The organism is Acinetobacter sp. YH12100 (assembly GCF_013419135.1).
GTDB lineage: Bacteria > Pseudomonadota > Gammaproteobacteria > Pseudomonadales > Moraxellaceae > Acinetobacter > Acinetobacter pseudolwoffii.
In genome coordinates, this window is record NZ_VPAQ01000010.1 from 1 (window position 1) to 21863 (window position 21863).

A 21863-nucleotide genomic window follows, 5' to 3' on the forward strand; every position below is an offset into this window, starting at 1 on the left:
AAACTCTTCAGTTTAAAATCAGTAGTGCCTAAAGGACACCAATCTTGGCTCATCAATTTTCTGACAAATATTTCTCAAATAAACTTCGAGTAATTTCTACCATCAATCAATGAAAATAATTTCGATCGATCAACCAGTAAAAATCCACACAAGTTGTTCTTCATAATCTCTTAATGATCTTCTTGCTGATTCGTCACCAGCAAGCTAGGTCGGCTATATTACACTGAATTTCTAAAGTGTCAATCCGTAATTCAAATTAATTTGAACTTAACCAACAAAACCCAATCTTAACACCTCGTGCTAAGTTACTGTTTTATCAGAAGTTTTAATCTTCATCACTGCCGATGGATGTGCATTCTACAGCATTTCAGAGCGCTTGCAACACCTTTTTCAAGAAAATTATTTTGCATGTACATTTTTTACTCTTTTTGTGTATTTTCATTCATTTTTTATACAAATTTGCTTAAATGATGTCTATTCGTGAATATAACGTTTATTATTTTTATACTAATAAGTAGTGCTCTTTACTCAGACAAGGCCTCGGGTTTCCTTATGCATCGTTCTATTTACTTATCTATATGCTTATTTTCTCTAGTATCAAGCGTACATGTTTTCGCAGAGGTCAACACGGATGTGGAAAATGAATCTTTGAAAACGCCACTCAGAACCAAAATATCGGCCAAGGCACAACAATTACAGACACAGCTAAAAGTCGATGCCAGTGCAGCACAGGCTGAAGAAGTCAAAGATCCTTTCCAACCGTTAAATAGAAAGATTTATCAGTTTAATGATGCGATTGACCGTACTGTGGTACGTCCTATAGCTGTTCAGTATGTTGAGAAAGTTCCACAGGATGTCCGCGGTAGCTACACCAATTTCCGTAATAACCTGGGTGAACCCTGGAATGTAGTCAATCAGCTGATTCAGGGCCGTCCGACCCGCGCAGCAAAATCCTTGGGACGTTTTACCATTAATACTTTAACGACCTTAGGTTTGGCTGATCCGGCACGTCGCCTTGGTTTAAGTCATGAAGACGAGAGATTTGGAACTACTTTGGGTTATTATGGTGTTGCGTCTGGTCCTTATATTATGTTGCCATTTTTAGGCCCAAGTTCAGTGCGTGGGGTGATTGGTACTGCTGTAGATAGTCAAACCCGCCCACAAAAATATCTTCTCGAAGATGAAGATGGGCTTTACTGGACCGACCAGTTCTGGCGTGCCATTGATAACCGCTCGGAAATACTGGATGTTGAAGGGGTGCTGACCGGTGATCGTTATGCCCAGATTCGGGATATTTACTTGCAACGCACCAACTACGCGATTGCTGAAAAGAAAGGTACAGAACAAGATACCCTATTCCTAGAAGATGACTTCGAAGAAGATAGTTCTGAAGATGTACCTTTTGATGAGAACAATATTGAATCTTCAGAAGAAGATCTTTAAGTTCATGCTTGATGTATGATTGCTAGTGAAATCTGTTCGCTAGCAATACCTTGCTTGTTATAGTACATCGTATAACCAACCCTGAGATCGAATCACTTTTTTATGTATTTCATTCAACCGACTCGTGATATTCCCTATTTAGATCAGGTACTTGATACGCTTCCGCATATTCAGATGATCTATCTGGATGATCATGAGCTGCATGATTCTACGATTATCGCAATTGCAGATGTACATGACTATCTGAAATATAAGTGGAATCTGCCTACCATTGTGCTGGCCTTAGAGCATGAAGGCACAGCGTTGGCTCAGGCTTGGGAGCAAGGGGCGCTGGCAGGCTGGATCTGGAATAAACTTCCTGAAAATCCTGACCTGGCGCTGCAAAAAATTGATGCGCAATATAAACGTAACCAGGATAGCCGTGATCTGCCTTCTGCGGCAGAACTACAAAAAAGATTGTTACCCAACCCGATTAAACTGACCAATTATGAGGTCGAAACTTATTTTCAGCCTTCAGCCTATCTTTCAGGAGATTGGTATGATTACTGGAAAATTAGCGACAAAGAAGTGATTTTCTATTTGGCCGATGTATCTGGACATGGCGTCACCAGTAGTTTACTCACGTCCTGGATGGCTGCTTTTCACGGTCGCTCCAAAACGCCGCGCGAGCTGATTAAAAAGCTTAACGGCATGCTAATGCAGGAAAATATTGAAAAGCACATCACCATGATTGCCGGGATTTTAAATCTGGAAACCCATGTATTAAAATGGTCCAGTGCCGGACATTATCCCCCACCGATTATATTTGAACCTCATCAAGAACCTAAGATTTTCTCTACCAGCAGCTTCCCTTTAGGCCTGACCGAAGAGCTTGAGGTTGAAGAAAACGAATGGGTATTAAGCCCTAATGCCCGTTTTATTATCTGTTCAGATGGTGCACTGGAACCCTTTGATGGTGGATTAAATGAGCAATTTTCGCAATTATTACATCACTTGCAGAATGAGTCATTTCAGGCTCCAGAACATGTGGCCGACGATATCGCCTTTTTAAGCTTTATCCGCGTAAATTAGCAGTATATTTACAGACTTTATAAGCACTTAATTTGATTACCACTTTCAGCTACTTGAGTATCAATACACCCTATGGGATAATTTAATATCCTTCTCTGCAAATGGCATTTATATGTCAACAGGTCATGTTGAATATGCAAGTCTGAATGGAACGCATATTTTTAAGCTTATCGGCGAAGTGCGTGCCCAATCTTGTATTAGTCTAGACAAATTACTGAACAAAATTGAACAGCAGGACAACGTAGTTGGCGCTATCGTTGATCTCACCGAAACCAGTTTTATTGACAGTACCGTACTCGGTGTTTTGGCCAAGTTAGGACTGAAACTCAAGCAAGTACATAATATTCAAGCTGTTATGCTTTCTACCAATTCCGACATTACTACTTTGGCCAACAGTATGGGACTGAGCCAGGTGTTTGTGATTCTGAATTATTGTGGCGATCCGAATGTCTGCACCCGTGCGCTGATGGAAGAACATGTCACGCATCAAAATATGCTAAATACCGTTCTGGATGCGCATAAAACCTTGATGAAGCTAAATCAAAGCAACCAGAATATGTTTGAACCTTTAGTCAAACAGTTACAGAAAGAGCAAGACAATTTAGATAAAATCTCCGAGCAAAAGGTATAACGACTATATAAGAGGACCGCATGACTTTACTTTCTGTTGCACAAATGAATTCTCAAAATGAAATTGACGCCAATTTTGTGGAGATTGAGTCTTTAATTCAACAAAGTAAGGCCAATGGTGCTGAGTTAATTGTTTTCCCGGAAAATTTCGTCTGTTTCGCAGCAGGCAAACAACGTGAAACTGCTGCACAATTTGAAGTCATTCAACAACGTCTAGAACAACTTGCCCATCAATATCAAACCTGGATTGTGGCCGGGACTTTGCCCTGCCCTTATCGTCCGGATGGTTCAATCATTCAAGATGGCCGGGTGCGTACTGTCAGTCTGTGTATCAGTCCTGAACGAACCGAAGCGCGTTATGACAAAATTCATTTGTTTGATGTGCAAGTCGGCGATGCTGTCGGTGGTTATCAGGAGTCTAAATTCTTTGAACCCGGCACAGATGTGGTCGTTGCCAAGACTCCTTTTGGCAATATCGGCTTGATGGTCTGTTATGACCTGCGCTTTCCAGAACTGGCTTTAAGCTTACGTGCTAAGGGTGCAAATCTCCTGACTGCGCCTTCTGCATTTACCTATACCACCGGTGAAATGCACTGGCAGTTATTGCTGCAAACCCGTGCCATGGATAGCCAGTGTTCGGTACTTGGCGCTGCTCAACAAGGCTGGCATGGTGAAAAACGTCAGACTTGGGGGCATGCAGCTGCCACCAATAGCCGCGGCCAACTGTTGAATATGATCCATACTGATGGCGCACATTTGATTACGGTGGACTTTGATTTAAGTGAACAGCAAAAAATCCGTGAATCCATGCCTTTAATGCAACATCGTAAACTGCTACAACTTTCTTAAGAAACCTGCCCGGATACTTGCATAAATTAACAAAATCCCTGCTTATTCTTCAGGCAAAATCGCCGAGCATAGAAGCTCCATGAACAATAAATAGGGATTAAGCTCATGTCATTAGAAAAAGCCGTCTATACCGCACATGCCAAAGCCACAGGTGGTCGTGATGGCCGCGCCACCTCTGACGATCAGATTTTAGATGTACAATTGGCCGTGCCCAAAGAAATGGGGGGACCTGGTGGTGGAACCAACCCTGAACAGCTCTTTGCCGCAGGTTATTCGGCATGTTTCTTGGGTGCGATGAAATTTGTTGCCAATCGTGACAAACTGAATATGAGTAAAGATGCTTATATCGAGGGTGATGTAGGAATTGGTCCAATTCCGACCGGGTTTGGTATTGAGGTGACTTTAAATATCCATCTTGAAGGTATGGATCAGCAAGAAGCGCAAAAACTGGTAGATGCCGCGCATATTGTCTGTCCGTATTCAAATGCAACCCGCAATAATATTGATGTGAACTTAAACGTCATTACTTAATTTTTCGATTCAACCGCTATCCTGAAAAAATGCTTCAGGATAGCTAGAGCGCTATTATAAAATTTTAATCGCTGCATCTTCCCTTAAAGGCCAATTCTATTTTCAAAACAAAAGCAAAAATCTTAATACTTATATATAATGATTCTTATTTGCAATAATTTATTTTAAATCACCTTATGTTTAAATTATTTATTTCTAGTTCTCTCCTGTTCAGCATTGCGACTGCCTCTTTTGCAGAGCTGCAAATTTCAGAAAAAGTTCGCCCCCAAGTAAAATCTGTAGTTAATGCCGAGATTGAACGTCTGCCCATTCCTGCAACACCCAACAATATGATTCTGCCTGAATTTGGTAAAGGTATCATTGGTTGGGGTGCTGGCCCCAAAGATGCCGAAGTCCGTTTCCAGCGTGTCACCACAGCCGATGTTGAAAAAATGAAACAGGATGGGGTTACTTTAGAAATGGCGCAGGCCTGGCAGACCTTCTATGAAAATGAAACTCAGCGGAATCCGGGTAATCCGACTGCACCTTTTCGGGCCCAACTGATGAAAAAAATCGTCAGCCTCTGGTAAATATCCAGATATCCTGAGGACAAGTCATTAAAAGCAGCAGATTAGAAAATTATTCTGCTGCTTCATTGGTGACCCGTAACACTTCTTCAATGGTAGTTTTCCCTGCCAATACCTTGCGCAGACCATCATCCCGAATCGAACCGGATTGCTGCCGTGCATAACTTTCTATTTCGTATTCGGCCGCATTGCCATGAACCAGACGGCGCATATGATCATCGACGGGCACAATTTCATAAATCGCAGTACGCCCACTAAAACCAGTATTGCCACAGCGTTCACAACCCTGTGGTTGCGGCAGTCTTAAATCCTGTGGATGTTCAATATTTTCAAACAGTTTCTTTTCAAAAGCATCTGCTTCATGCCAGGTCGCGCAATGCGGACATAACGTTCTGACCAGACGCTGGGCAATTACCCCAATCAGGGAACTTGAAAGCAGGAACGGCTCAATGCCCATATCCTTCAAACGCGTGACAGCACCAATCGCGGTATTGGTATGCAGGGTCGACAACACCAGATGCCCCGTCAAGGAGGCCTGCACCGCAATTTCTGCGGTCTCCAGATCACGAATTTCACCCACCATCACCACATCAGGATCTTGGCGCAGCATGGCTTTTAAGGCACGTGCAAAGGTCATATCCACTTTGGTATTCACCTGGGTCTGACCAATACCTTCCAGTTGATATTCAATCGGATCTTCAGCGGTGAGGATGTTTTTGGAACCATCATTCAGGTCAGAAAGTGCGGCATATAAGGTGGTGGTTTTACCCGAACCGGTGGGGCCAGTGACTAAAATAATGCCGTGTGGACGATGCACCAGAGTTTTCAGTCGATCATAGTCATTATTCATCAAGCCCAAATGGGTCATATTTAAACGACCGGCCTGCTTGTCCAGCAGACGCATCACCACACGCTCACCATGAGAGGATGGCAAAGTAGATACACGGACATCGACTTCACGTCCGGCCAGACGCAAGGAAATACGACCATCTTGTGGAATACGCTTTTCCGCAATATCCAGTTTGGCCATGACTTTAATCCGCGAGACCAAAAGCGGCGCAAGTTCACGGCGTGGCTGGACAATTTCACGGAGCTGGCCATCGACCCGTAAACGTACCGACAGTTTTTTCTCAAAAGATTCAATATGAATATCGGAAGCCCCGACCCGAATCGCTTCAGACAATAATGCATTGATCAGTCGTACAATCGGCGCATCATCTTCCTGATCCATCAGATCTTCAGCTTCAGGTACGGAATCGGCCAGACTGAGTAAATCCGGATGATCTTCCAGACCCGCAGCCACCTGTTGTGATTCGCCGCTATCTCCGGCAAAACTGGAGCTGAGTAACTGGTTAAATTCCTGTTCGCTGCACAGCTGAAAATGAGCCGGATAACCGAGCAGACGGCGCGCTTCCTGCAATGCAAGCATCGAGGTATTGTCACGACGCAGAATAAAGGCCTGATCTCCCTCATAACGCAACAGCACACCATGGCGCTTGGCGAAGCTATATGGGATTTGTAATTGTTTAAGTACTTGCATCGCGGATTATAATAATGATGAAAAAATTTAAATTGAGTGTACTCTAAGCATATGACAGCGTGAAGTATGTTTTCAAAGATTTAGCAAGAAAGGGTGCCAACATTGCCGCAAGATAAAGATGAATTAATCCCGAATACAGCGAAAATGCGCTGGTGGGGAGAACAGATTTTTGAAATAAATCAATCCAAAGCCTGGCAGTTTGGTTCCTTGCTGTTTCGTCTGACTCGAGGCATTCAGGAATGGCGACTGGAATACTATCGTCCTGTGGTGCAATATGATTATGAGCAGCAATGGCATCAGATTGATGATCCGAACTTTGCCTTTCCAGCGCCGGTGCACATTGAACGTTATATGTTCAAATCCACCCAAAATAAATTACAGTTGATGCCACGTTTGGCAAACCGTTCGGTGGTGATCAAGCCGGTTGATCCGATTTATATTCCTGCCGGACAACGTGGTACGCTTTATATCAGCACGCCCTTATGGATTGCCGGTTTTGTCGAGGGGCAGCGCGAACCAATTTTTGATCTCCCGGTGATCTTGCCAAAAGACACCTGGTTTGGGCCGAATCATCGCTCAGGTGAAATCTGCTATGCCACTGCAGTCGATGGCAGAACTGAACTGAAACAATTGCATCCACGCGCTTTTCGTGCGGTTACACCGATTGAATTTCACAATACCAGTAACCAGCAATTGCGCTTTGACCGGATGAATGTCCCGGTGCCTGCCCTGCCGTTATTTTACAGTGAAAGTACCGGGCGCTTATGGACCTCGCAAATCCGGGTCTTGCATGAAGGTTCGGACCGCCCACCGCGTATTCGGGTGGAGAACCGTACCCCGCCAAATGCCGGTGAAGTCGCCTATCTGCATCCACCGCGTGATCCGGCGGGCGCTTTATTTAATATGTTTGATTCATTTTTCTAAGGGCGTCTGATGCCAAGTTCAAATATTCCGACCGAAGTCACCAACAGCCTGAAGGGAGTATTTACCAATATCAATACCGACCGTTTAACCGAAATTTTGGTCGCGGTGGTGTTATGTTTTATTGGTTTCCTGATTGCGCGCTTTATTTCCAATACCTTTATTCGGACCATTGGTGTACGTTTTAATGCCCATCAGAAGCTGGTCTGGCGCCGCGGGATTTTCTATTTTATTTTCCTGCTGTTTGTAATGGCCAGCCTGAAAGAAGCCGGTTTTAAACTGAGTGTCTTCCTCGGGGCTGCCGGGATTCTCACCGTAGCCTTGGGTTTTGCGTCACAAACCTCGGCATCCAACCTGATCAGTGGTCTGTTCCTAATTGGTGAAGGTTCATTTGAAGTCGGTGATACTATTCAAATCACCTTGATTCGTGGGCATACCATTGAAGGTGAAGTGATTTCGATTGACCTGCTTTCAGTCAAACTCCTCACGCAGGATAATATCTATGTACGTTTGCCGAATGAACAGCTGATTCGGGCGCCGGTACAGAACCTGTCAAAATTTCCGATACGGCGTATTCCGATTACGCTGGCGATCAATTTCCACGAAGATATTATTAAAGTACGAGAAGTGCTGCTGGATGTCGCCAATAAATATCCACTGGTTCTGGCCGACCCGAAACCGGCCGTCACCGTTACTGCGTTCCGTGAATCTTCGATTGAACTGCTGTTTGCGGTGTGGTGCCAACAGGAAAATTATCTGAAAGTACGTGATGAAATGCAGGAACGGATTCGTAATGGCTTTGTCGATAATCAGATTGAAATTCCGGTGCCGAAAATGGGCTTTGTCGACCATCCATTATCTCGCCCCTTAGAGAATGTTGATATTGACCAATATGCCAATGACAAGGCACTCAAAAGAGAGCCTGATCTGAAATAACCCTTCGATTCCCTCTCCTTTTTAAAGGAGAGGCTTAGGGAGAGGATTCAATCAGTTTTCTCTGGCATCGGCGCAATATAGGCAATCAGCAGCATCACCCCACCTGCCAGCAAGAAGGAAATGACTCGCGTCAGGGTGCCAATATGCGACAGGTCAAATAGTACGAGCTTTAAAGTCACAATCACCAGAATACTGCCGCCTAAAATCCACATCGGTTTCAGTTTTTTGAGTGTCGCCGTCCACATGGTAATCCAGGCCAGTAATACCCAGAGTATGGTCAGACTCAGCTGAACTGTTGCATTATTCCATAATGCCAGCTCATTAAACGGCGTGTGTAAATACATATGTAAAGCTCTTAAAACCATATAACTGGAAAGCCATAACAGGCTTAGTACCATTAAAACTGCAATCATGCCTTTATCACGTCCCACCTTGATTTGCTGTAACAGCATCCAGATAAAACTGGCAAACATGGCAATACTGATCAGGTCAAAAGGATTGAGAATCGGCAGCCAGTAATATTGAAAAGCTTGCTGGCTAAACAGCTGTGAACAAACCAGCCAAGTTGCCATCAGCAATAAACAGCTCTTGGTTTGCCAAAGCTGCTGCCAGCCTGACTGCACATCCTGCCGATAGCACCACAGGCAGAATAATAAAGGTAAAATCACCATGCTCAGATAAGGCATGTTCGGGATCAGGCATAAACTTGCCAGAGCCAGGCTGCTAAAAACACCAAAGCTCATCCATTCTTTGGATAGCTGCAAACCAGCCAGCGGTCTGAGCCACAGCATGGCCAGTAATATAGCTGAAAGGGCAAAAACCCCGCGCTCCAGACCGCTATCCCAGACAATCACCGCATTTTGACTACGATCCAGTGTCAGAATCACTGCAATGACCAGCAAGGGTGAGATACCACTCCACTTCGGTAGCAACCAGGACCATTGCTGATTTTTGCGCAGAATCATTTCATTCAACAGCACATAGCCCAGTGTGATGATGAATAAACTCAACACATAGGCATGCTGACTCGAAAACTCATCTTCCAGCAAGGCAAAGAGCATTAAACTGGCTGCAACACTTAAACTACTTAAAAAACTGATACTCAGGCTATCCAGTTGCTGCTGGTATTTTTCTTTAAGCTGACTGATCGCCACCACTGCCACATAACACAGACTCAAAATCCAGAAAATCATCCGCGGTGTGGGATTGATTTCGACCAGATAATACAGGCTGCTAAATCCGGCCATCAACAATAAGCCCATACTTAAATAATGCGCCACCCGGACATTTTTCTCTAAGGCCCATAGATAAATCAGCACCCCTTCCACAGCCCAACCAACCACACTCCATTGTTCGGTCAATAAGATCGGTGGCACCAGTGCCAGAAAAATCAGCATCAGACTCAGATAACTTTGTGAAATAAGCTGAATCGTTTGTTTTTGGCGCAATAAAGTCCAACAAGTGGCAAAGACCCCTGCGAACAACAGACTTAGACCGGCTTGCCAGAGTTTTTGATCGGGCTGATTAAAGTGAATCAGATACAGAAAAATATAAGCAGTAATCGGTGCGGCAAAAATCAAGGCCAAGTCGAGTACCGGTTTTAGCTGAAAACGGGACAAATCCTGTCGTGCCAGCAACTGGCTAAAACGAAAACCCAGCCAGATAAACAGCGCACTATGCGCCAGAATCAGCGCAGTCATGGCATAACGCTCATGAGTATCACCATGAATCAGGCTATACATTCCACCGACAATCGCCGTAATTAAAAAGGCAATCTGATTGAGAATTTTCCAGGGGCGGAAGCTGCTCAGCACTGCCACCCCGACATTAATCAGCAAGTAATAACTGATCAGCTCAACAGCGGAAGCATCTCGGATTGGCAAGGTAAACGGCGCCAGATAAGCAATCAGCAAAGCCATTATGGCCAGTTCGATACTTTCCTGTTTCAGACTTAAATACAGCGTCATTGCCAAAATGATGATAAATACACATGCTGCCAGCGGTAGTGTTGGAATCACCAGATTGTAATAGGCAAAGAATAATGTCAGAAACAAACTCCCTAAACCTAATCCTTCCAGCGCCAGAGCAAAACTGCGGTTTTTAGGAATCAGCCGATAGCCCAGTCCTGTTACAAACAAACTGGCAAGCGCAACCAGACCTAATTTAGCAGCCAGACTCAGCTGCCAGTGCTCGGTGGCAAAACGCAGCAACAAAATAATCCCGATCACTAAAATACTAATGGCGACTTTTAAGACCGGATTGCCCTGAAAGATCCAGCGCTGCACTTGATCGATGAGATTAGGCGTGGACTGAGAATTTAGAGCCGGTTGAGCAGTCACAGGTGCAGCATCAGACCAGTTCGGTGGTGTCGAGGGTGGTGGATCGGCAGAATAAGATTGCGACTGTAACTGTATCAAGCGCCCTTCCAGACGTTGCAGCCATCGGAGTAAAAAGAACACCCAGGCGGTAATCCCGATGCCCATCAACCAGTCAAGCTCGGCCAGCCCACCGACAATGGCAATAATTGAAGAGACATATAAAGGAACTTTCGAATTGCGTTCCAGAGACCTCTGCTGCTGTGCAGCCAGTTGCTGTAGCGGGGCTTCTACTGCGCTGACATATTGCATCACACTGAAGAGAAAACCCACACCACACAGATAAGTCACAATCTGATAATCCAGATACCAAGCACTGATCCCAACAATTAGCAGAGTAATCAGCCAGATCATGCGTAACTCATTGCGTCCTGCAGCCATTCTTATATTTCTCTTTCCTGAATCATTCCATCATACAACAGCTTGTGCTGCTTATTTCATCTTCAGCCGATATTCGCTAAGCTGTAAACTCAGACTCGCCTCAGCGAGCGCAGTAAAAATCACGTACAATAGCGCTGTATTTTGAATAAGGAATTGATTACATGCCACCATTTGTCTTGGTCGATGGCTCTTACTTTTTATTTCGTGCCTTTCATGCACTGCCACCATTAACCACGTCAACCGGTTTACATACCAATGCAATTCGTGGTGCGATTTCTGCTATTCAAAAACTGATGCGTCGGATCCAACCGACCCATATGGCGGTGATTTTCGATACGCCAGAACCGACGTTCCGGCATGAGCTTTCACCGATTTATAAAGGTGACCGCCCGAGCATGCCGACGGAATTATCCGAACAGATTCCTTATTTGCATGCCTTGATTCGTGCACTGGGTATTCCCCTGCATACCTTGCCGGGTGCCGAAGCCGATGACATTATCGGAACATTGGCCAAACGTGCCGAAGCCTTGGGACATCAGGTGCTGATTTCGACTGGTGATAAAGATATGGCGCAATTGGTCACAGACAAAGTGACCCTGGAAGACAGCTTTAAAGAAAAGCCGCTGGATGTCGATGGCGTGTTTGAAAAGTTTGGCGTATGGCCAAATCAGATTATTGATTACCTGACCCTGATGGGCGATGCTTCTGATGGCATCATGGGCGTGCCGGGTGTCGGTGCCAAAACCGCGGCAAAACTGCTAACCGAATATGGTTCGATTGGCGGCATTTTAGAAAATGTCGACAAGATCAAAGGCAAAGTCGGTCAAAATATTAAAGAGCATGTGGAGGGCATTGCACTGGACCATCAACTGGCCAGTATTGTGATCGATCTGGATCTTAACTTTGGTTATGACGATTTAAAACTGGGTGAGCCGAATGTCGAGACCTTACGTCATTTGTACACCGAGCTGGAATTTCGTAATCAGCTACAATCCTTAGATCACCCAAACAACCCGAATCATTCAAATTATAAACAGGCGGCAAGATCCATTACCGCCAAACCGGCAACTCTGCCAGACACCACAGAAGATCATGCTTCTGTGACCAGTGGCGATGATCAGCTAGGTCAAGCAACCTATCATAGTGTGTTAAACCAGCAGGACTGGGACAAGCTGTTTGCGCGCTTAAGTAGCGAAAAACGTTTTGCCTTTGATACTGAAACCACCAGTCTGGATTATCGTATCGCGCAGATTGTCGGCTTCTCGGTCGCCTTTGATGCCAACGATGCTTACTATGTTCCTTTGGCCCATGATTATGAAGGCGCACCGGAACAGCTCAATCGTGAAGTCATCTTGGCACAGATCAAGCCGATTCTGGAAGATGACAGCGTACAGAAAATTGGTCATCATCTGAAATACGATGCGCATGTACTGGAAAATCATGGCATTCATTTGGCAGGCTGGTATTTTGATACCATGCTGGCATCGTATGTGCTGAATTCTGTGGCAACCCGTCATGGTATGGATGATGTGGCGCGTCTGTATTTGAGCCATCTGACCACGACCTATGAACAAGTTGCCGGTAAAGGAGCCAAACAGAAAACCTTTAACCAGATTCCGCTGGAAACCGCTGCACATTATGCTGCTGAAGATGCTCATGTCACTTATCGTCTTTATGAAGTTTTGGATGAAAAACTCAAAGTCCATCCTGAATTAAGTCAGCTTTTGCATCGCATTGAAATGCCGGTGGCACGTGTATTAACGAAAATGGAAGAAAATGGCATTCAGTTAGACGTGCATTTCCTTGACCAGCTCAGTGAAGAATTTGCACAAACCATTCAGAATCTGGAAAACCAGATTATTGAATTAGCAGATCAAAGTTTTAATGTCAGCTCACCAAAACAAGTCGGTGAAATTTTGTTTGATAAGCTGGGCCTCAAAGGCGGCAAAAAAACCTCGACTGGCCAATACAGCACCAGTGAAAGTATTTTAGAAAAACTGGATCATCCGATTGCCGCATTGATTTTGGAATATCGTGGCCTGTCTAAACTGAAAAGCACCTATACCGATGGTTTATGCAAACAGGCCAATAATGACAGTGGCCGCGTGCACACCAGTTATCATCAAGCGCTGACTGCAACGGGTCGTCTATCTTCAACAGATCCAAATTTACAAAATATTCCCATTCGCGAAAAAATTGGCCGTCAAATTCGTAAAGCTTTTGTAGCACCGAAAGGTCGTGTGCTGCTCGCTGCCGATTATTCACAAATTGAATTACGCCTCATGGCGCATTTTTCCCAAGACGAAGCCTTGGTACATGCCTTTAATCACGGTCAGGACGTGCATCGTCGTACTGCAGCAGAAGTTTTGGGCATCGCTTTTGAAGAGGTGACAAATGATCAACGTCGCCAAGCCAAAGCCGTGAATTTTGGTCTGCTCTATGGCATGTCTGAATTCGGTCTAACCCGTCAGTTGGGCTTTACTCGTCAAGAGTCACAAGAATACATTAAACAGTATTTCCATCGTTATCCGGGGATTTATGAATATATGCAACGCACCCGTCAGGTGGCACTCGATCAAGGTTTTGTCGAAACCGTTTCTGGTCGTCGTTTATATACACCGGATATTGATGCTCGTAATATGATGGTGCGTAAAGCAGCAGAACGTGCTGCAATTAATGCCCCGCTACAGGGTTCGGCTGCAGATATCATTAAAATGGCAATGATTGAAGTCGACAAGATGTTGCCAAAAGATCAGGCCAAAATGCTGTTGCAAGTCCACGATGAACTGGTGTTTGAAGTCGATGAAGCTATTGCCGATGAATTGGCACCGAAACTGGCTGAAGTCATGCAATCGGTATTGCAGATTTCTGTACCGTTGGTGGTTGAAGTCGGTAAAGGTAAAAACTGGGATGAGGCGCATTAATGCGCCTTTAAGCCCCTTCCTCCTTATAGGAGATGAGGCATATATTCGGCAAGGGGATGCAGGTTGGTTTTAAACCCCTCTCCCCCTTGCGCAGCAATGCTTCTCATCCCAAAGGAAGAGGAACTTTCATTTACTTATTCCTATGCCTTTCTTGAAGTCCATAATTTTGAGTTGGAAGATGTAAGGTAAAGCCCCTCTTTGAAAAAGAGGGGTTTGGGGAAATTTAAACCCCTCCCAACCTCCCTTTAGAAAAGGGAGGCGCAAATAAAAAGGACGCCTCAGCGTCCTTTTTATTTGAATCCGATTAAAGTCCGGTCAACAATACAATTGCCACCTGATTCATGATCATTTCAATGATGATCAAGGTTAAAATAGCAAAAATTGGAGAGAGATCGATCATCCCCATATTTGGCATAATCTTACGGAAAGGTGCCAGCAATGGTTCAGCCAACTCCTGAACCACTTCAATATACGGTGAACGAGACTGGGTAAACATCACCACCCAACTTAAGATAATCGTAGCGAAAATCAAATAACGACAGAAACGGATCAAGTCCTGCATCATGGTGACAAAGGTCAAAATCAGTAAATGCACAGGACCATTCGGCATGCCACCAGAGAGATACATCATGCCGAAAATTTTCAGCAAATACAGTACCACCAATAATGCCAAAGCGGCAGTATTGACACGGCCTTTGGCCAAAGTTGGGAAAATTCGACCAAACACATCTACAATTTTAGTGGCTTTTACAGTCGAAAGAACCACGGGATTGTAGGGGCTGACAGCAGCCAATTGCATTAAAAATCGGAAGAATACGAGCAAAATCGCGACGTTAATGATAATGCCAAAAATTAGCGCAGAATTTGCACCCATACTTGAACGTTCCTAAAAATTAAACTGAAGATTTGCTGCTTTCACTGAGCTCTTGTGCCAGTTCTTGACTGCGTTTTTGTGCAGCAGCAAGTGCGGCCTGAATATTTTGAGAAATCTGGGCGCGATCGAAGACTTCAAGGGCTGCCTGTGTCGTTCCATTTGGAGAGGTCACATTTTTACGCAGCTCGGCTGGGGTGTTCGAACTGGTGATCGCCATTTGTGCCGCACCTAAAGCCGTTTGCAAGGTCAGCGCCGTAGCCACTTTTTCATCCAGCCCTAAATTTTTGCCCGCACGAATCATACTTTCCATCATATAGAAAAAGTAAGCCGGCCCCGAACCCGATACGGCAGTCACCGCATCAATTTGCGCTTCTGAATTCACCCAAATGGTCAAGCCCGTAGAGGCTAAAACCTGACTGGCCAAATCACGGTCACTATTTTCTACATCTTCGTGGGCGTATAGACCATGCGCCCCGGTTTGTACCAAGGCTGGCGTATTCGGCATGACCCGTACAATACGCGCTGTCCCCAATAAGCTTGCCAATGTCGCTATTTCCGCACCGGCAACAATGGAAATAATCAGCTTATCATTGACCAGACCTTTTAAAGGCTGTAACACTTGTGCCAAAACTTGAGGCTTTACCGCAAACACCACAATATCTGCATCCTGAATTGCAGCGCTATTATCATCGGTCACATTGATTTCTTTTTCCGCAAGTAAGGCACGGACTTGTTCGACCGGATCAGAAACTGTAATACGTGTTGTTGGCAAACCACGCGAAATCAGGCCGCCAATTAAGGCTTGGGCCATATTACCGCCACCAATAAAACTAATATTACAATTTAAAGCTGCACTCATGTTTAATGCTCGTTGTTGAGTTCTAAAGTTGAAGAAACCGAAATCGGCAGCCATCCCCCTGCTTCACAATATGCAGATTGGGCCAACCAAAATCCTTTAGGGGTAAACACGCCTAGCATAACATTATCTGTGCTTAATATTTGAATAGTATGCCGAACCCAAGGAAATATTTGCGCTTCCTGAATGGCTTTTTTCAGCGGCCAGGCGCCAACACGACCATAGAGATGGATCTTTTCACCCCCCTGACGCTGCTGCAAGTATAAGGGCTGCTGCAATAATGCTGTGGATAAACCCACCTTTGCAGATTCAATGACATATTTTCCGGACAAGACCTGCACATGATCTTTTAACGCAATTTTCAAGGTTTTTAGGCCAGTTTGAAGCTGTTGCTGCTCGGCCAAATAAACCTCTTCTGTCAAACGATATAGTTGCTGCTGATAGCGTACATAGTAATAATCTTTCCAGTGTAAGGCCGCCTGCGCATCGGGTTTGGCATGAATTACCTCGCGTTGCAGACGCTCGACCATATCTAAAGAGGGACGATACTGCGCTTCGCCTTTCATCCAGGCGGAGAGTAATTGACGTTGCCGTGATCTTGAAAGTTGTAGAAGTTTAGACAAATCAAGTTGCGTATCGGTTCCACACGCCTGTACATCTTGTTGTAGCACTTCTTGCAAAATTTGCTGGGCATCTTGCATCAGTTCACTGGTGCGTACCAGCGCAGACTGCATTTTCGGATAACGTTCACTCAAAACTGGCCAAAGGGTCTGGCGTGCCCAGGCCCGGTCATAATGGGTATCAGCATTGCTCGGATCTTCAATATTTTGAATATTTAAGTGTTTTGCCCATTGGCAAATCTGCTCACGGGAAATATCCAGCAGTGGCCGCCAAATGGTGAGATTTTCACGTACATCAACCTGTTTCATGGCCGCCAAACCATCCACGCCAGTACCAGACAATAAACGTAACATTAAGGTTTCTGCCTGATCCTGTTGATGATGCGCCAGCACCAGAATTTCATCCGTTTGCAAATGTTGTAAATAAGCCTGATAACGGCAATGACGCGCTTGCTGTTCCAGATTGCCATTTTCGACCCGAACCGGCTGGATGATGCAGGGAATATTCAGTCGCAGGCATTGATCTGCCACGAACTTGCCCCAATCTGCACTAAGAACTTGTAATTGATGATCGACATAAATCGCCCGAACTTTTTCCGGGCATAAAAAAAACATCAGATGCAGTAGCAGCATAGAATCCACGCCGCCACTGCACCCGATGAGAAATTTTGTCTCTGCAGGAAAGCCCTGCAGCTGTTTTAAGAAACCAGACCTAAATTGTCGCTGCCAAACTTCATTAAACGTTGGTAACGTGCTTCGCATCGTGCTTGCGCTTCCATTGGTTGCAGTTCATTCAAAGCTTCTTTTAACACTGCTTTCAAGCTGTTCATGACATGATCCGGATTTAAATGAGCGCCCTCACCTTCATCCACCACATATTCTACAATGCCCATTTTCTGCAATTTTTCTGCAGTCAGCGCCAAGGCTTCACTGGCCTGTTCGGCTTTTTCGGCAGTTTTCCAAAGAATCGATGCACAGCCTTCAGGTGAAATCACTGAATAGATACTGTGAGACAGCATCACCACACGGTCTGCCACACCAATACCCAGTGCGCCACCTGAACCGCCTTCACCGAGTACAGTTGCAATCACCGGTACTTTCAAATTAGAAAGCTGCGCCAGACTGGTGGCAATGGCTTCAGCCTGACCACGTTCTTCTGCACCAACACCAGGATAAGCACCCATGGTATCAATAAAAGTGAAGACTGGCAGATTAAAACGTTCAGCCATGTCTAACAGACGCTGCGCCTTACGATAACCCTCAGGATTACTCATGCCAAAATTGTGCTGTAATTTTTCACGGGTACTACGACCACGATGCTGACCGACGATCATCACAGGTTGACCATCAAAACGCGCCAGACCACCAATCATCGCACCATCATCACCATATAGGCGGTCACCATGTAAAGCATCAAATTCAGTGAATATTTCACCCACATAGTCCAGAAATTGTGGACGTTCCGGATGACGTGCAATCTGCACTGTCGCCCATGCTTTTGATGGAGTCGCTTTATTTTTCATAGGTTAACCGTTTTCATCCCTATAAAGGTATTAATTAACAAACTGTTCGGATTGAATCGAGAGTTCAATCTCCCAATTTTTAAATTGCTGCTGTTCATCATGCAGTTCAGCCACCAGCAATGGCCATTGTCGGGCATCACCAGACACGCTGAGCTGCCATTGTTGCGCATTTTCAACCTTGAGTTCAATGGCAGGAAGCATCTCATCACTACGACTGTGATTGACCAAAACCGACAGACGAAGCAGCAAACATAACCATAAAAGTTTCGATCCACCGACTTTCATCACATCATGCTTGGCATCAACGCGCAATTTGCGGCGATGGTGTGCGACCAAATGTGACAAATGATTTTGGTCGACTTGTGAGAAACCGGCAATATCCGAGTGTTGTAATAAATAGGCACCATGACGATGATAACCACTATGGCTGATCGCCAAACCAATCTCATGCAGATAGGCAGCACGACGTAACAGATCGCTATCCTCTATCGTCAGGCCCAGTTCATGTTCCACGTCATTAAACAGTTTTTGTGCAGTCTGGACCACACGCTCGGCCTGTTTGGCATCGGCATTATAACGACCAATCAGGGCATGTACGGAACGATCACGGATATCTTCATGCTTGAAACGGCCAAGCAAGTCATACATCACGCCTTCACGCAGCGCACCATCCGAATAAACCAGATGATTAATTCCGAGCACATCAAACACAGCATAGAGAATGGCAATCCCAGCCGGCAATACCGCGCGGCGGTCTTCTTTGAGACCTTCGAATTCCATATCCGAGACATATTTATATTTGAGCAGTTTGTCTTTGAGTTTTTCCAGGCCTTCACGGGTGAGCTGTTCTTTGTCATTGCTCCAGCCCATATTGATACAAATCTGACGACAGGCCTTGATCGTGCCACTGGAACCGACCACCGCATCCCAGCCGGCTTCTTTATAGGTATTGGCAATTCCGGAGATTTCTTTACGCGCCGCAGTAACCGCTTTATCAAAAGCTTTGGCACTGATCTCACCATCCTGAAAATAAGCCTTGGTAAAGGCGACACAGCCCATCTGCACCGATTCAGTATGAATCGGCTCGAACTCTTCACCAATAATCAGTTCAGTCGAACCGCCACCGATGTCAACCACCAGACGACGACCACTGTTGGCCATGGTATGCGAAACCCCGAGATAAATCAGACGGGCTTCTTCACGGCCGGCAATAATTTCGATTGGTTTGGGTAGAATTTCTGCAGCTTTTTGAATAAATTCATGCCCATTTTTGGCTTGACGCAAGGCATTGGTCGCCACAATCCGTAAACGATTTGGCTGAACTGCACCTAAACGTCCGACAAAACGTGCCAGACAGGCCAAACCCCGTTGCTGTGCAGCTTCGGTTAAATTTTTATTTTCATCGAGTCCGGCGGCAAGCTGAACTTTTTCTGACATTGATGCCACTTTTTTAACTTCGCCATGATCTACACGTGCGATGGCCAAATGAAAGCTATTTGATCCCATATCGATGGCGGCAAGTAATTCTTCATCAATCAAAAAGTCAGACATTCCGGAAATAAACCTTTAACGAATTGTGCTTAGAGTAATTCACATGCATGCAATTTAAAAGCCATTTGTAGCGACAATTTGATGCATGATTCTTTTTATATCGGGAACAATAGTAGGACACGATCATCACTATCGTGATCATCCATTAGACAAAATAACATTAAGCATTGAAAATTTACAGATTCCCCTACATTGTTAAAGATGGCTATGTAATACTAATAATTAGTTATCTTTAAAATATTAATCTGGAGCACATTCCATGTCTGGCAACATCGTAAACACTACTGACGCAAACTTCGAAGCAGACGTTCTTCAATCAGACGTACCTGTACTGGTCGACTTCTGGGCGGGCTGGTGTGCACCATGTAAAGCAATTGCACCCGTACTAGAAGTGCTTGCTGATGAATACCAGGGCAAAGTTAAAATCGTGAAAGTTGACGTAACTTCTTGCGAACAAACTGCCGTAAATTTCAACATCCGTAATATCCCGGCTTTGTTGATGTTCAAAAATGGTGAAGTTGTTGCAACTCAAGTGGGTGCTGCGCCAAAATCTAAACTGACTGCGTTTATTGATGACAATATCTAAGCCCAGCATTTTCAGTAAAAAATACGCGACTGACAATCGCGTATTTTTTTCGGCTATAAATTGACAAAGCCGACATTTTCTCTTATATTTGCTACTCAAGAGATAAAGGATCTTAAATCCTGCCAATTTCTTACAAGACACATTACATAAGATGCCGCTCGGCAATAGAAATTGTTTTTCACATTTTTCTTTGAAACACTCAAACAGATCTCTGAATTGTTCTTTTGCAAATTCAATTGCTTTCGTTTGAATGCTTGTATGCGGCCGAATGTTACTCCCTTTCTAACCTGTACCTCAGAACTTTGATTCTATCTGACCACCTATGAATTTAACCGAACTCAAGAAAAAACCGATTGGCGAACTCATCAAGATTGCCGAGTTTATGGGCCTTGAAGGTATGGCTCGTAACCGTAAGCAAGACATTATTTTTGCCATCTTAAAACGTCATGCAATGAATGGCGAAGAGATTTTTGGTGATGGCGTTCTAGAAATTTTGTCAGATGGTTTTGGCTTTTTACGCTCAGCCGCAGGTTCTTATTTAGCAGGCCCTGACGATATCTATGTCAGTCCTTCTCAAATTCGTCGTTTTAACCTACGTACTGGCGACACCATTACTGGCACTATTCGTCCACCAAAAGAAGGCGAACGTTATTTTGCCTTACTTAAAGTTAATCAGATTAACTACGACACCCCTGAAAATTCACGTAATAAAATCTTATTCGAAAACTTGACCCCATTGTTCCCGACTGAACAGCTGGTGATGGAACTCGGTAATGGTACCACTGAAGATTTAACCACACGTGTGATCGACTTGGTGGCACCGATTGGTAAGGGTCAACGTTCAATCATTGTGGCACCGCCAAAAGCCGGTAAAACCATGTTGCTGCAAAGTATTGCGCAATCGATTGTTCGTAATAACCCAGAAGCTATTCTGATTGTTCTTCTCATTGATGAACGTCCAGAAGAAGTCACCGAGATGGAACGTACCGTTCGCGGTGAAGTGGTTGCGTCGACCTTTGATGAATCACCTGCACGTCATGTTCAAGTCGCTGAAATGGTGATTGAAAAAGCCAAACGTCTGGTTGAGCACAAAAAAGATGTGGTGATTCTACTGGATTCGATTACCCGTCTGGCACGTGCGTATAACACGGTGATTCCTTCATCAGGCAAGGTTTTGACTGGTGGTGTAGATGCGCATGCATTAGAACGTCCTAAACGTTTCTTCGGTGCTGCACGTAATATTGAAGAAGGTGGTTCACTCACCATTATCTCTACTGCCCTGATTGAAACAGGCAGCAAGATGGATGAAGTGATCTACGAAGAATTCAAAGGTACAGGCAACCAGGAAATTACTCTGGATCGCCGTATTGCTGAAAAACGTGTCTTCCCTGCGATGAATATCAAGAAATCTGGTACTCGCCGTGAAGAACGCCTGATGTCAGAAGACAATCTGCGCAAAGTCTGGATTCTGCGTAAGCTGCTGCATACTCAAGATGAATTGGCAGCGATGGAGTTCTTACTGGATCGTATGAAAGAAACCAAGACCAATGATGACTTCTTTGATCAGATGAAACGTAAAGCCTCGAATTAAAATTTCAAATGAAAGGTCACCTAAGCGGTGGCCTTTTTTTAGGTTGACATAAATTACACAATGAAACAATCGAGCCTCATTTATGTAAACTTATT

At 44.7% G+C, this 21863-nt stretch carries 18 protein-coding genes; 11 read left to right on the top strand and 7 right to left on the bottom strand.

Features of this window, described 5'->3' with window-relative positions:
• Positions 1-552 precede the first annotated feature (552 nt).
• The 6 genes from FTU40_RS08230 (at position 553) to FTU40_RS08255 (ending at position 5093) form a co-directional block, all read left to right on the top strand.
• The gene (locus FTU40_RS08230; protein WP_005095841.1) at positions 553-1443 is read left to right on the top strand and encodes a VacJ family lipoprotein; all 891 of its coding nucleotides are present in this window, start codon (positions 553-555) and stop codon (positions 1441-1443) included.
• A 102-nt stretch (positions 1444-1545) separates the two neighbouring features.
• On the top strand, positions 1546-2514 hold the full coding sequence (gigA, locus tag FTU40_RS08235; protein ID WP_180040471.1) for an RsbU family protein phosphatase GigA: 969 nt from the start codon (positions 1546-1548) through the stop codon (positions 2512-2514).
• A gap of 112 nt (positions 2515-2626) precedes the next feature.
• A complete protein-coding gene (gene gigB, locus FTU40_RS08240) occupies positions 2627-3145 on the top strand; it encodes an anti-anti-sigma factor GigB (protein ID WP_004647542.1) in 519 nt (172 codons plus the stop codon).
• Between the two features lie 20 nt (positions 3146-3165).
• Positions 3166-3993, top strand: coding sequence for a carbon-nitrogen hydrolase family protein (locus FTU40_RS08245; protein WP_180040473.1), 828 nt, complete (start codon positions 3166-3168; stop codon positions 3991-3993).
• A gap of 105 nt (positions 3994-4098) precedes the next feature.
• Positions 4099-4524, top strand: coding sequence for an organic hydroperoxide resistance protein (locus FTU40_RS08250; RefSeq protein ID WP_005095836.1), 426 nt, complete (start codon positions 4099-4101; stop codon positions 4522-4524).
• 176 nt (positions 4525-4700) lie between these two features.
• Complete coding sequence (locus FTU40_RS08255) at positions 4701-5093, top strand: DUF4951 domain-containing protein (protein WP_005095834.1); 393 nt, start codon at positions 4701-4703, stop codon at positions 5091-5093.
• Positions 5094-5142: 49 nt separating this feature from the next.
• Here FTU40_RS08255 and gspE read toward each other — a convergent pair whose 3' ends face one another.
• Positions 5143-6630, bottom strand: a complete 1488-nt coding sequence (gene gspE, locus FTU40_RS08260; RefSeq protein ID WP_005172539.1) for a type II secretion system ATPase GspE — start codon at positions 6628-6630, stop codon at positions 5143-5145.
• A gap of 144 nt (positions 6631-6774) precedes the next feature.
• Between gspE and FTU40_RS08265 the strand changes: the two genes are divergently transcribed.
• Positions 6775-7554: a hypothetical protein gene (locus FTU40_RS08265; RefSeq protein ID WP_167381259.1), complete on the top strand. Its 780-nt coding sequence runs from the start codon at positions 6775-6777 to the stop codon at positions 7552-7554.
• Positions 7555-7563: 9 nt separating this feature from the next.
• On the top strand, positions 7564-8487 hold the full coding sequence (locus FTU40_RS08270) for a mechanosensitive ion channel family protein (protein ID WP_180040475.1): 924 nt from the start codon (positions 7564-7566) through the stop codon (positions 8485-8487).
• 47 nt (positions 8488-8534) lie between these two features.
• On the opposite strand, the gene FTU40_RS08275 is transcribed toward FTU40_RS08270, so the two are convergent.
• The gene (locus FTU40_RS08275; RefSeq protein WP_180040477.1) at positions 8535-11243 is read right to left on the bottom strand and encodes a DUF2339 domain-containing protein; all 2709 of its coding nucleotides are present in this window, start codon (positions 11241-11243) and stop codon (positions 8535-8537) included.
• A 161-nt stretch (positions 11244-11404) separates the two neighbouring features.
• On the opposite strand from FTU40_RS08275, the gene polA reads away from it, so the two are divergent.
• Entirely contained in the window at positions 11405-14167 is a 2763-nt protein-coding gene (gene polA, locus FTU40_RS08280) for a DNA polymerase I (protein ID WP_180040479.1), read from the top strand.
• A gap of 304 nt (positions 14168-14471) precedes the next feature.
• Here the strand turns inward: polA and FTU40_RS08285 are convergent, their stop codons facing one another.
• From FTU40_RS08285 to ppx, 5 genes are read right to left on the bottom strand one after another with little or no spacing between them, the layout of a single operon-like run.
• Complete coding sequence (locus tag FTU40_RS08285) at positions 14472-15041, bottom strand: YggT family protein (RefSeq protein WP_005095820.1); 570 nt, start codon at positions 15039-15041, stop codon at positions 14472-14474.
• Positions 15042-15060: 19 nt separating this feature from the next.
• Positions 15061-15900 carry a pyrroline-5-carboxylate reductase gene (proC, locus tag FTU40_RS08290; protein WP_005095818.1) on the bottom strand — a complete coding sequence of 280 codons (840 nt, stop codon included), beginning with the start codon at positions 15898-15900 and terminating at the stop codon, positions 15061-15063.
• A 2-nt stretch (positions 15901-15902) separates the two neighbouring features.
• Positions 15903-17279 carry a tRNA lysidine(34) synthetase TilS gene (tilS, locus tag FTU40_RS08295; RefSeq protein WP_180040481.1) on the bottom strand — a complete coding sequence of 459 codons (1377 nt, stop codon included), beginning with the start codon at positions 17277-17279 and terminating at the stop codon, positions 15903-15905.
• Positions 17216-18040, bottom strand: coding sequence for an acetyl-CoA carboxylase carboxyltransferase subunit alpha (locus FTU40_RS08300; protein ID WP_005095813.1), 825 nt, complete (start codon positions 18038-18040; stop codon positions 17216-17218). The genes tilS and FTU40_RS08300 overlap by 64 nt, the downstream gene beginning before the upstream one ends.
• A gap of 30 nt (positions 18041-18070) precedes the next feature.
• Positions 18071-19591, bottom strand: coding sequence for an exopolyphosphatase (gene ppx, locus FTU40_RS08305; protein ID WP_074384073.1), 1521 nt, complete (start codon positions 19589-19591; stop codon positions 18071-18073).
• A gap of 259 nt (positions 19592-19850) precedes the next feature.
• Here ppx and trxA point away from each other — a divergent pair, with 259 nt between their 5' ends.
• On the top strand, positions 19851-20177 hold the full coding sequence (gene trxA / locus FTU40_RS08310) for a thioredoxin (protein WP_004278266.1): 327 nt from the start codon (positions 19851-19853) through the stop codon (positions 20175-20177).
• A gap of 322 nt (positions 20178-20499) precedes the next feature.
• Positions 20500-21768, top strand: a complete 1269-nt coding sequence (gene rho, locus FTU40_RS08315; RefSeq protein WP_005095808.1) for a transcription termination factor Rho — start codon at positions 20500-20502, stop codon at positions 21766-21768.
• The last annotated feature ends 95 nt before the right edge of the window (positions 21769-21863 follow it).